Raw genomic sequence first — 12578 nt, forward strand, 5'->3', positions numbered from 1 at the left:
CTTTGCGTGTAGCTGTCATAACCTATCCTCCGTAATTGTAGTGAAATAGTCTAACTATCTTTCATTTACAATTATAGAGGAATCCAGGAGATAAGAAAATCCGCAGGAATATTTGGCGCTTACCGAGAAACGGAAATGACGGGGGAATCCAAAGGGGGCAACGCCCCTTTTTGGCACACGGACTTTGCTTGCAAAGTCTAGTGTGTTATACCCTCTATCTGCGGGTCTGCGAAAAGTCGGGGACTGGATTCGGGGTGTCGATTTTGAAGCAGACAAAAAGAGCTTTGTTTCTGTGCCCGTGTCAGTCACAGAAGTAAAGCTCTTTGATTAGCAGGTAGAGGGTATAGTTGAACGATGCACCATTTTTGGCGGGTCATTCAACTAAGCGTCCATCAAATTCAATTTCGTCTTTCCGTAAAACGCGCCGACTTACTGAAAGTTTGCAACCTTAGAAATTAAAATTCATTAACATTACGCTCTCCATTCCATCAACACACAATCTTCCTTCTTCCCTTCGTGTAGCTCATGTTCGGGAAGCTCCTTAATAATTTCAAATCCCGCCTTCTGATATGCTCGTACCGCTCGTGGATTATTTTTTCGTGGGTCAAGAATCACCGCATCGGCATCCATTTCCGTTCGTAGATATTGGCATACTACTCTGCAATATTCTGCACCGATTCCCATATTCCAATATTCCGGCTCACCGATAAATTGGTCCATCGCATAAATCTTTTCTTCCGTCTCATGGTAATCATATTCGTCGAAAAGTTCCCCCTGAATTCTGTATATTTGTGCGTAACCGATGGGAATTGTATCATATTCAATGATGACTCGATAAATCTCATCCGCCCATTGCTCTGTATAATGCTCACGAATCGTTTTCTGTGTATGCTTTTTATCTCTACCGTCGTAAAATTCAAGAACACGGTCATCTGTCAGCCATTTTAACATTAGAACTAAATCATCCTCACTCATCGGGCGAAAGGAAACTCGCTTTTCTTCCAACATAATTCACCTCTTCCATGATATAATTTCGCATCATCTTTTCCTGCTAAAATATAAACATCTCTGCTTGTGTCTGTAGCAATTCAGAAACACCCTTAATCAACATTTCCCTATCTTTTCTTTCATAACCATAAATGATTTGGTCTATCGACCAATACACATCATTAAGCTCTGCTTTTCTTTCTGCTACTTCCGGCGCCTTATGCTGATAGTATTTTAATACCTTCCTGCCAAATTCTTTCCCGAAATCATCTGTACTACAATCCAGCAAGCACAAAAAATCATTATCCGGGTCACCTACATTAAAATCGCCAAAATCAATAACTCCAAACAGTCTATTATTTCTAAAAATCATGTTATTTGCACTGAAATCATTATGTACCAAACAAGGGGTATATTTAAATAAAACAGCATTGCTTAATATGTTTTCATATATTGTTTCGATATGTTCCAACATCTCATCAGTTAACAGCTGCTCCTTTTCCAGAATACTTATAAGTAATTTTTTATCTTGCAAAAACTTATCTTTCTTATTCACCAGAGCATCTGAAAACAAACTGACAGAACAATCAATCTCTATGGAATGTAACTCTTTCAAAAACGTAGCTTCATCATATGCAAGGGCATCCTTTTCCTTTTCACTCAACTTATGATACTGCTCATAAGTAATACGTTCCCCTTTAATATATTTCATAATATTAAATCGGTCACTTTGATATACTACCGCAGGGGTCTGATAAGATAAATTACAATTTTCTAAAAAACGATACAATTCAAACTCTCGTTTCTGAGCAAATCTAACTGAATCTCGCTTTGGAACTTTCACAACATATTGTTCATTACATAAAAAAGTATCGCTATCATCGCCTGATGACAAATAGCAGAGTTTATTTATTTTTATCTGTTCATTCAAATGCTGATATATTTCTACGTCCAAATCAATCATTTCATTTTTCCTCACGTAAGGTATTAACAGAAACATCATATAATCGCTTACTTTCAAGTTCTCCGTAAGCCTGAAAATTTAAGTTTTCTAAACACATTTTATACGTTCAGACACAGTTGAACGATGCACCATTTTTGGCGGGTCATTCAACCTTGAGTGCTGCGAAAGCTGCAGCGATCTCAGGATATGTCACCTTGCCAACAGTTGCAGAAGTAGTCTTGTTTGCTGCAGCTGTGCCGGTCTTAACAGTGGAAACCATGTCATCAGCGATGGCATCGCCGAGGCTCTTTGCAATCTCCTGGATGAGGTACTGCTCAAGAGCATCGATGCTCATCTCAGCCTCAGCATAAGAGAGCTCGACAGCCTTTGCGAAGTCATTACCGGAAAGAGTAACCTTCACGAAAGTATTCTGCTCATCGTCTGTAGGAGCCTTTCCTTCGTTTGCCTTGGTCTGCTTAACAGCTGCACCAGCAACAACAGCTGTGTGCTTTACGATCTCGATGATTGTGCCGGTCTTAAGAGTGCGGACATCACCAACAATGCTGTGCTCCTTAGATACGAGATCCCAGATCTCATTGAGCATCGTTGTAGGAAGCACATTCGGAGTGCTCTGAGTAGTGTGGATGAAAGCTGTGTTTTCCAGCTTGGTCATCTGGGTTGAACGATGCACCATTTTTGGCGGGTCATTCAACCACTATATTTAGTACAAAGTTTTATTAACTTCCCAAATATAGATAATTAGTCTGTTACAAGTCTCATTATAACATAATATGACTGTTTATGCCAACTACTTTTTCCTGATAATCTGCTTCTCCTGTCACCAAATATATGTTATTATATTGCTTCTCTGTCAAACGTAAAAGTCTTACTGTTCCGGTTTTAGGTGCGTACTCTTCAATTCGTCTGTAATGTTTTTCGGATGCTTTCCTATTTTGCACTATCCGCATATACGCTTCCGGTGCTATTCGCAAATAGCCATCTTTATGTAAAAACTTTCGAAGCCTCGTATACTCTGTTTTAGTTCCCCATCTATCTGTTGGACTAAGAATAACAAGTAATCTCATTCCGTAATTCCCTCCATACTTTCAATCGGCAGAATCATTGGTACCTTTAATTTTTCCGTCGAAGCATCTAAAATAATCCTCTTCAAACTTTCCACCATAATATCAATCGCCGACATTACATTAACCTTGACTCCATCGACAATACAGGCATTATGTAATACATGCGCCAATTCTCTTCTTTCTGATTTTGTCAACTGAATGTTTGACGCTATATTGTTGTGTGCTACTAAATCAACTATTGCACGATACGGTTCTATCAAATCATCAGCCAGATTAAATGCATTCAATTGATTGTCATGATGTATTCCAAAAGTTGGATGAAAACCCGTTGCCACCAGTTTTCTTGCAATTGCACTTCTTACAACAGCATAGCCATAATTCAGTCTGCTATTGATAGGGTCCTCACTTCTTCTGTTAAATCCCTCATGATAATATGCAAAATATTCTTTAGCAGCTAATGATTCACAGTAATCCACATTTTCCTCATCTACAGTTGCCACATGCTCTGCAATTCTTTCCGCACCATCCAAACCCATAATAGACAAAGCTCTGGATTGATTACTTATCTTTTGTTTTATAATATCAATCCATAATTCCATATATTTTTCATGTGTAGTATTTATTTGTGCATGCATTAATTTAGACTGCCTTGCATGACCTTCAAATGGCAACACAATGGCTGTCGGTAAATATCTGTCATCCAGCGTCATCAGTGCCACCTTATTTTGACTTAAGATAGATAAATCCATTGTAGAAAGTCGTATATTAGCACCATGTACCATAATCTGATTCAAGTCCTCTATCGGCACAACTGCAATTCCATCGTCTGTTGTGATTTCCAATTGCCCTTCTTTTATGTGTATTTCTGCTGCATGACTAATTTCAAGTGTACGAAATCCCATAAATGTTACCTCTCAAAGCATCTTTAAGTATACATATTTTATTTTTTCCTGCCCCTCTGTGAAATAGGGCTTTTCATCAACTCCGACTTCTGCATTATCCGCATCAGTGCCTGTTTTTCTTCCTCTGTCAGCTTATTGTAACGGAGCTTGGTCTGCTTACAGAAAACCAACAGAAGCTGTTCTGCCCGGCTTCCTTCAAAGGCTGCCACTTCCTCCAAATCCTGTCGCAGTTCTTCTGCCACAGAGGTCTTCGGTGCTCCGTCATTTCTTCCAACGTGGGCGTTTCTGATATCTTCTAAAATGCCGTCCATGTCCTTATGTACCCGGCTACGGAAATAGTCGCCTTCTTCCACATGGGCTGACTGCAACAGATACATGGTTTTGTCCTGTTCCGTTGTCTGATACTTTTCCATGATTTCAGCCCTTGCCACATCCACCCATGTATTCAGGTTCTGTATCTGCATGGATGCAATCCCTTCCACATAGATTTGTATGTCGGCAAGAAGCTTTGTGAAATCCGGGTGGGTTGCCAGTTCACAGAGCAGTGCCGTATCCACCCGTTTACTCTTTAATAGCTCTATCATTTCGTCACTCAGATGCAGGTCAGAAAGCTCTGCATTCGGGTGACGTTTTGTTTCTGTCCGGGCAAGCAGATAATCGGCAGTCACACCGTAAAAGTCAGCCAGACGGTTGATGGCGTGATGGCTGATATCCTTGTAATCCTCCGATTCATAGCTTCCGAGGGCAGATTTTGACAGCCCGGTTTCACCGGCAAGCTGTTCCAAGGTCAGTCCCCGCTCTACCCGTAGGTCTTTTAATCGTTCCTGTATGGTTAATGCCACAGTATCATCTCCTCATAATCATTTTCTTCTCCATTCTACCACATTTCCGTAAAAGCGGAAAGTCCTGCCAAATGTCCTATATTTCCTGCCTTTCGGATATACGGCACAGCATGAAAAATAAGTGTAGACTTTTCTTAGTTCATCGATGAGCCGTACCTTGAAAATAAAGAAATGTCCACTCTTTTGTGGACGGGAAGGAGTTACATGCCACAATACGCTATTTTACGATTTGCAAAGCACAAGGGAGCCCCATCCGGGGCTCTGGAAGCCCACCACGAACGGAAAAAAGAACGGTATGCCAGTAATCCCGACATTGATACGGAACGCAGTAAATACAACTTCCACACCATCAAACCGAAGGAGCGGTATTCACGATTTATCAAGCACCGAATCGAGGAATCCGGCTGTCGTACAAGAAAGGACAGCACAAGGTTTGTGGATACGTTAATTACCGCAAGCCCGGAGTTTTTCAAAGGGAAATCCACACAGGAAACGGCAGCCTATTTTAAACGGGCTACGGAGTTTCTTGCGGACCGGGTCGGCAGGGAAAACATCATTTCTGCGGTGGTACACATGGACGAGAAAACACCCCATCTGCACCTGACCTTTGTTCCGCTAACCAAGGATAACCGGCTTTGTGCCAAGGAGGTTATCGGAAACCGGGCAAGCCTTACCAAATGGCAGGATGATTTCCATGCTTACATGGCAGAGAAGTATCCTGACTTGGAACGTGGAGAAAGTGCCCAAGTCACGGGAAGAAAGCATATCCCCACAAGGCTCTTTAAGCAGGCGGTCAGCCTTACCAAACAGGGAAAGAAAATCGTGCAGACATTGGATAACATCACCGTGTTTAACGCCGGAAAACAGAAGGAGGAAGCGTTACAGCTTTTACGGAAGTGGTTTCCCCAGATGGAGAATTTCCTCGGGCAGCTAAAGAAGTATCAGGTTACCATCGACGATTTGATTTCCCAAAACAGGGAACTGGAAGCCCGGGCAAAAGCCGGGGAAAGCGGAAAACTAAAGAATGCAATGGAACGGGCGAAGCAGGAAAGCGAATTAAGGGAGCTACACCGGCTCATGGACCGGATACCACCGGAGCTTTTAGCAGAACTCAAACAGGAAGCAAAAAAGGAAGACAGAAACCGATAGCCGGCATCTTTGGATGCCGGGAACCAAGGAAAGGAGGATGCCTATGGGAAAGAACCGAAACGGTACGGAATCGCCGGCAGGAAAGGTCCTTATGGCTGAGGACGGAAAACAGTATTTTGTGTATGGGAAAAACCACATTGAGATATCCGAACACTTTGCCACAAACGGTAAGAAGCTGGATGCCCTGCTTACGGATGTAATGCTATACACTGCGGAAGGTAAGATTTCTGCTTAAATACATTGATTATCACCCATGCTTACGCTATAATATTTTTACAGGCAGTATTGTAAGCGTGGGTTGTTTCAAAAAGGAGGATTTTGATGAAACAACCAAACAATACAACCATTTATAACACGGCACTTTACCTTCGTCTGAGCCGGGACGATGAGCTTCAGGGAGAAAGCGGAAGTATCCGCACCCAACGGATGATGCTCCGGGAATACGCCCACGAACACGGTCTGAACGTGGTGGGTGAATACATTGATGACGGATGGTCCGGCACCAATTTTGACCGCCCGGAGTTCCAACGGATGATTGATGACATCGAGGATGGCAGAATCAACTGTGTTGTGACAAAGGACTTGTCACGTCTTGGCAGAAACTACATTCTGACCGGGCAGTACACGGAGCTTTATTTCCCAAGCAAGGGAGTACGCTACATTGCCATCAATGACAACGTGGATACCCTTAACGGCGATAATGAGCTTGCCCCGTTTTTAAACATCCTGAATGAGATGCACGCCAGACAGACCAGCAAGAAGGTCAAGGCAGCCTTCCGCACCCGCTTTGCTAATGGTGCCCATTACGGAGCCTATGCACCCCTAGGGTATCGAAAGGACCCGGAGCAGACGGGACACCTTCTGATTGACCCGGATACCAAGTGGATTATCGAAAGGATATTTGAGCTTGCCCTGCACGGTGCAGGAGCAGCGAAAATCACACGGATACTGATGGAGGAAAAGGTTTCCACCCCGGCGTGGGTAAATTTCCAAAGAAACGGCACCTTCGCCCATGTATTTGAGGGAGCAGAGGAATCCAAACGGTATCAGTGGACGATAGCACAGGTAAAAAGCATCCTGAAGGATGAAAACTACATCGGGAACAGCGTGCACAACCGCCAGTCCACCGTCTCTTTTAAAAACAAGAAGGTGGTACGAAAGCCCGAGTCGGAGTGGTTCCGGGTAGAGAATACCCACGAAGCCATCATCACGAAGGAAGTATTTTTACAGGTACAGGAGCAGATAGCCGGTCGCCGGCGGGTATGCAAAAACGGACAGACCCAGATATTTGCCGGACTTATCAAGTGTGCCGACTGCGGATGGACGCTTTCTTATGCGGACAACCGGCAGAACAAAACACCTTACGGCTACTACCACTGCGGGAAAAACGGACAGGGACTGGGACAATGCTCCATGCACTACATCCGCTATGATGTGCTTTACGGATATGTGCTTTCCAGACTGCAATACTGGTCGGAGCAGGTGCACCGGGACGATGAAAAACTGCTACAGCAGTTGTTAAATGCCGGAAACAAGGAACGCAGTGCCGTAAAGAAACAAAGAGCCGTGGAACTGAAAAGAGCCACAAAGAGAAAAGCCGAGGTAGACGGACTGTTTACAAAGCTGTACGAGGACTGGTCTTTGGGAAAGATAACCGAATACAACTTTACCATGCTTTCGGAACGGTTTCAGACGGAGCAACGGGAACTGGAAACAAAAATCCGGGAATTGCAGGAAGCCTTAAGCTCCATGGAACAGACGGAAAGCGATGCAGAAAAGTGGGTAGAACTGATTAAGCAGTACGCCAGTCCCACGGAACTGACCACCGAGCTTTTAAACACCCTGATTGAGAAAATCGTGGTGCACGAAGCTGTAAAAAGCCCGGATGGCTGCCGGAAACAGAAGGTAGACATCTACTACCGCTTTATCGGAAAGATTGATTAAATGAAACTCCCTGCGTGTCGGGATGCGGTACGCAGGGGAAGCAATAACCTTAACTATGGGAGTCCGGGAAAAGCATTCCAGATATATCTGTTATGCCGGAATTATGTGAAATATTTGATATAACTGTAAATGAATTATTAAGTGGAGAGAGAATTGATAAGGAGGATTATGTCATGAAAGCAGAAAATAATTTTTTACAAATATTTAATAATAAGAAAGGAAAGCAGAGACTAGCTATTATGCAATTGGTTGGAGATGGATTGCTTGTATGTGGATTGGTATTGGTACTTTCATTTCCGCATTTACTGGAGTTATCAGGAATACAAGATGTAATAATGAGATTAATCGGAATTTTTATTTTGGCATGTGGTTTTGCAATTAATTACCTGGCAAAAAAAATCAAATACGAACTTACTGTGTAAGAATTTATGGTTTTATATTTTTATTAGATGAGGAAAATTTAAGCTTGCCAAAATGACAACAGACAGAAAGCTTGATATTTTTACAACAAAGATATCAATATATCTCCCATAAATTTATGGAATTAAAATTTTATGATACTTATAAGACAGTTCCGATTTTCTTTCGGATTTCTCCTATTAGTGAGACAATAATTATTTTTACACAAACCAGCTTATTCGTGGTAGAATAAAACCACAGATAAGCTGGTTGTTTGTTTTGAAAGGAGAATCTTATGAAAACCAAACAACCGGAACTAAACAAAATCACTGCACTCTACGAGAGATTATCCCGTGATGATGAGCAAAGCGGTGACAGCAACAGTATCATAAACCAGAAGAAAATGCTGGAGAAATATGCAACTGAACAGGGATTTACCAATCTGCATCATTATACAGATGATGGCTGGTCGGGAACCAATTTTGACAGACCTGACTGGAAGCGTATGCTTGCAGACATTGAAGATGGTATTGTAGGATGTGTTATTGTAAAGGATATGAGCCGTATCGGGCGTAATTACCTTGAGGTGGGCTTTTATACGGAAGTGCTGTTTCGAAAGAAAAATGTTCGATTTATCGCCATTTTCAATAATGTGGACAGTGCCCTGAACGATTGCAGTAACGAATTTGCCCCATTTCTTAACATTATGAATGAATGGTATGTAAGAGATACTAGTCGGAAAATAAAATCCGTGCTTCATAATAAAGGAATGGATGGAAAGCATCTGACAAGTAATGCAATCTACGGGTACAAGAAAGATCCTGATGACCCAAATCATTGGATTATTGATGAAGAAGCTGCCGCTGTGGTAAGACGAATTTATCAGCTTATCATAGAAGGAAACGGACCGATGCAGGTAGCAAGGATACTGAAGGATGAAAAAATCGAAAGACCTTCTTATTATCTTGCAAAGCAGGGTCTTGGAACCTGTCGGGGAAGCTGTGACATGAGCAGACCATATACATGGACTGCCACTACTGTTTCAGACATTGTAAGAAAGCCTGAGTATATGGGGCATACTGTGAATTTCCGTACCAAGAAATTATCCTATAAGGATAAATATTCCGTTCATAACTCACCGGAAGACTGGATTATTTTTGAAAACACGCAGGAGGCAATTGTGGATGAAGAGACTTGGCTTACTGTTCAGAAAATCCGTGAGACCAAGCACCGCCCCAGCAAGAAAGGTGACATCAATCCTTTAACCGGACTGGTTTATTGTGCCGACTGTGGTGCCAAGATGTTCAATCATCGCACGAATGGTTATGAAAAGAAGGACAAAAACGGTAATCCTACAGGCAAGTACACCAACGCACAGGACAATTACACCTGCTCCACTTACAGCAAAGCGAAAAGCAAGTTTGAGAACAAATGTACACAACACCATGTCCGCACGGATGTTGTCCGTGATTTGCTTTTGGAAACCATTAAGGCTACCAGCAGTTATGTAAAAGAGCATGAAGCAGAATTTATCGAAAAGGTTCGCGGTGCTACGGAACTTCAACAGGAAAGTGAAGCCAAAGCACTGAAAAAGCGTCTTTCCAGAGAGCAGAAACGTATCAATGAACTAAATATCCTCATAAAGAAAATCTATGAGGACAATGTAAACGGGAAGTTAAGTGACAAGCGATTTGAAATGCTTTTGGCTGACTACGAAGCAGAACAAAGTGAATTGGAATTATCAGTGGAAGCTATGGAACGTTCCCTAAACGAATATCAGGAAAATACGGATAATGTAGATAAGTTTGTTGAACTAGTACGCAAGTTTACAGATTTTACAGAACTTACTACTCCGATGATCCATGAATTTGTTGATAAGATTGTAGTACATGAAGCAGACAAATCTACCGGGGACAGAATCCAGCAGATTGATATTTATCTTAAGTATGTAGGAAAACTGGATGTTCCGATGCCGGTGCTTACTCCCGAACAGATAAAAGAAGAAGACCGCAAACGCCGTAAACGTGCATGGAATCGTACCTATATGCGTCGCAAATACGAGCGTGAAAAGGCGGAACGTGGAACAAAAGAAAAAGGGTTATCTGAGGCAGTCGGATAGACTGTCCCAGAAATAACCCTGTGATAGTGAAACATGCGAATGCCTTAGATCATGGATTCTGATTTTCTTCACACCGGATAATCTGCATCCACGCTCCATCTCATGATGAAGAAAGCTCTTTGTTACCAGAAAAATCCTGTCTGTTGGTTTTTGGTCATATAACATTGCAAAATATTCCTGCATTTCTTCCGCAAGGAATTTTGGCAGCTTGATTGTTCTGTTGCTCTTAGGTGTTTTCGGTGTTGTAATAACATCCTGCCCCTGCAGTCGCTGATACGATTTATTTATTCTGACTGTGTTCTTTTCAAAATCAAAATCTTCCATCGTAAGAGCAAGCAGCTCACCTAATCTCATTCCCGTCCAGTACAGCATTTCAAATGCATAAAATGAAACCGGCTTGTCAATCACCGCTTCGGAAAACTTCTTATATTCTTCAGTTGTCCAGAAAAGCATTTCCTTCTTTTCTTCCCTGCCCATATTTCCGGCCTGTCTTGCCGGATTTGATTTCAGATTATAAAACCTGCACGCATGGTTAAATATCGCACTTAAGATGTTGTGCATTGTCTTCTTGTAAGTCTGGGAATAACTCTTCCCATTCTCATTACGAAATGCAACCATCTCATTCTGCCACTTGCGTACATCTCCCGGTGTAATCTCATTCATCTTAAGATTCTTAAAATATGGAAGTATCTTTGTATCCACAATGTGTTCTTTTGTAAGCCAAGTGTTGAGTTTGACATAATTTTTCACATCCTCTGTATACAGCTTCCAGAACTCTCCAAATGTCATATCCAGATTATTCTCCTGCCGTATTTTGTAATTACGCTCATAATCCAACGCTTCTCTTTTTGTTGCAAATCCTCTCTTCTTTATCTGTTTATTTTCCCCGGTCCAGTCCTTACAATAGAATTTGACGAACCAGGTGCCTGTCTTACTGTCTTTATAAGCTGGCATATTCATCATCTCCTTCTTTTCATATGCAAAAGCAGATGCCTAAGCCGATATAACTTTTGCACCTGCCTCTGTCTCAATCTTCTTACCTGTTGCTTATCCTGCATCACTCATACCATAAATGCGTTCTTCAAAATATTTTCTGCTTACTTTTCCACGGATTACAATGTAACCCTTCTTTTCAAGTTCACTGTTGATCTGTCTCATAAGCTTGTATGCTGCGGATCTTGAAATTCCAAGAATCTGCATCACATCTCCTACTTCTAAAAACTTTTCGTTCATGCCCTTTCACCACCTTTCCATTAAAATTTGTTTTGGCGTTTCTCCATACCAGTTCTGCTGATGTCACAACCAGCCTCCTTACCTGAGATGATCTCCTGTAATACCGCCCGCTCCTGCTCGAGGTACTCGGTCCGCTTGGGGGAGTGTCTACATTCGCTCGATTCCTATGAATGTCCTGGCAAATGCCTGTTAGATTTCTGATACCGCTCATTCAGTTGTTTTTTCAATACCATACCGTATAGATAATTGAATTGGTATTATTCTATACCGTGTGGTATTGAATTGTCAAGTAGTTTTTCTAATGCTTTCGTATAGAAAAACTTCCATTTTCATTTTTTCCGTGTTATACTGTCTTTAACAGTCCATCAGGGACAGATAAACGGAGGTAACTACACTATGACAATTGGTGAAAGAATAAAGAAAATACGGGTATTCCGTAAAATGACAATGGACGAGCTGGGCGGTGCACTTGGATTTGAAGGCAAAAATATGTCGGTCCGTATATCCCAGTATGAAACCGGTGCCCGCATTCCCGGTGAAGATATGATTCTAAAGCTTGCTGATGCTTTGCACTGCAATTACAAGGCAATCTCTGATTACAGCCTTGGTGCTGCTGAAGATATCATCGAAACACTTTTCTGGCTTGAAGAAAGTGCCACATCTCTCCCGGCACGTGGAAAAGGCACAAGATTTCCAGAGTATACAGCTCCCGGCAACCTGATTCATCTGACTGCAATGACACCTGCAAAACCTTCCGAGACTGCCAGACCAACTTACAATAAAGATGATTATGACAGTGCAGGCTCACCTGTCGCATTAACTTTTGAATATGGATTGGTAAATGATTTCCTTTCGGAATGGTGTGAAATGAAAACGAAATTAAATAATGGAGAGATTTCTCCTAACGAGTATTTTGAGTGGAAAATAACATGGCCTCATGCGTGAAACATAATGTCATCCGCTGTGCACCATCTC

Annotated in this window: 14 protein-coding genes; 6 read left to right on the forward strand and 8 right to left on the reverse strand. The window is 42.0% G+C overall.

Annotated features, from left to right (window positions below):
* Positions 1-471: 471 nt before the first annotated feature.
* The 6 genes from aac(6')-Im to QJ036_RS10240 form a co-directional block, all read right to left on the reverse strand.
* Complete coding sequence (gene aac(6')-Im, locus QJ036_RS10215; protein WP_283231290.1) at positions 472-1008, reverse strand: aminoglycoside N-acetyltransferase AAC(6')-Im; 537 nt, start codon at positions 1006-1008, stop codon at positions 472-474.
* Between the two features lie 43 nt (positions 1009-1051).
* Entirely contained in the window at positions 1052-1951 is a 900-nt protein-coding gene (gene aph(2'')-IIa, locus QJ036_RS10220; RefSeq protein WP_002592615.1) for an aminoglycoside O-phosphotransferase APH(2'')-IIa, read from the reverse strand.
* 142 nt (positions 1952-2093) lie between these two features.
* Positions 2094-2624 carry a phage major capsid protein gene (locus QJ036_RS10225; RefSeq protein WP_283231291.1) on the reverse strand — a complete coding sequence of 177 codons (531 nt, stop codon included), beginning with the start codon at positions 2622-2624 and terminating at the stop codon, positions 2094-2096.
* Positions 2625-2709: 85 nt separating this feature from the next.
* On the reverse strand, positions 2710-3015 hold the full coding sequence (cas2, locus tag QJ036_RS10230) for a CRISPR-associated endonuclease Cas2 (RefSeq protein WP_080568455.1): 306 nt from the start codon (positions 3013-3015) through the stop codon (positions 2710-2712).
* Positions 3012-3917, reverse strand: a complete 906-nt coding sequence (gene cas1 / locus QJ036_RS10235) for a type II CRISPR-associated endonuclease Cas1 (protein WP_107617396.1) — start codon at positions 3915-3917, stop codon at positions 3012-3014. Before cas1 ends, cas2 begins: the two co-directional genes overlap by 4 nt.
* A 38-nt stretch (positions 3918-3955) precedes the next feature.
* Complete coding sequence (locus QJ036_RS10240) at positions 3956-4759, reverse strand: helix-turn-helix domain-containing protein (protein WP_107617397.1); 804 nt, start codon at positions 4757-4759, stop codon at positions 3956-3958.
* Between the two features lie 204 nt (positions 4760-4963).
* On the opposite strand from QJ036_RS10240, the gene mobV reads away from it, so the two are divergent.
* The 5 genes from mobV (at position 4964) to QJ036_RS10265 (ending at position 10370) form a co-directional block, all read left to right on the forward strand.
* Entirely contained in the window at positions 4964-5908 is a 945-nt protein-coding gene (mobV, locus tag QJ036_RS10245; RefSeq protein WP_107617398.1) for a MobV family relaxase, read from the forward strand.
* Between the two features lie 43 nt (positions 5909-5951).
* Positions 5952-6143 (forward strand): hypothetical protein, encoded by a 192-nt coding sequence (locus QJ036_RS10250; protein ID WP_107617399.1) that lies wholly within the window; start codon positions 5952-5954, stop codon positions 6141-6143.
* 86 nt (positions 6144-6229) lie between these two features.
* Positions 6230-7852: a recombinase family protein gene (locus QJ036_RS10255; protein ID WP_283231292.1), complete on the forward strand. Its 1623-nt coding sequence runs from the start codon at positions 6230-6232 to the stop codon at positions 7850-7852.
* 173 nt (positions 7853-8025) lie between these two features.
* Entirely contained in the window at positions 8026-8274 is a 249-nt protein-coding gene (locus tag QJ036_RS10260; RefSeq protein WP_283231293.1) for a hypothetical protein, read from the forward strand.
* A 272-nt stretch (positions 8275-8546) separates the two neighbouring features.
* On the forward strand, positions 8547-10370 hold the full coding sequence (locus tag QJ036_RS10265) for a recombinase family protein (RefSeq protein ID WP_283231294.1): 1824 nt from the start codon (positions 8547-8549) through the stop codon (positions 10368-10370).
* Here QJ036_RS10265 and QJ036_RS10270 read toward each other — a convergent pair.
* Positions 10350-11324: a site-specific integrase gene (locus QJ036_RS10270; protein WP_283231295.1), complete on the reverse strand. Its 975-nt coding sequence runs from the start codon at positions 11322-11324 to the stop codon at positions 10350-10352. The two genes, QJ036_RS10265 and QJ036_RS10270, sit on opposite strands and share 21 nt — an antisense overlap.
* A 93-nt stretch (positions 11325-11417) precedes the next feature.
* The gene (locus QJ036_RS10275; protein ID WP_015560978.1) at positions 11418-11603 is read right to left on the reverse strand and encodes an AlpA family phage regulatory protein; all 186 of its coding nucleotides are present in this window, start codon (positions 11601-11603) and stop codon (positions 11418-11420) included.
* Between the two features lie 396 nt (positions 11604-11999).
* Here QJ036_RS10275 and QJ036_RS10280 point away from each other — a divergent pair, with 396 nt between their 5' ends.
* Positions 12000-12548: a helix-turn-helix domain-containing protein gene (locus tag QJ036_RS10280; protein WP_283231296.1), complete on the forward strand. Its 549-nt coding sequence runs from the start codon at positions 12000-12002 to the stop codon at positions 12546-12548.
* The last annotated feature ends 30 nt before the right edge of the window (positions 12549-12578 follow it).

The sequence above is a fragment of the Fusibacillus kribbianus genome (genome assembly GCF_030053595.1).
Taxonomy (GTDB): Bacteria; Bacillota; Clostridia; order Lachnospirales; family Lachnospiraceae; genus Lientehia; species Lientehia kribbiana.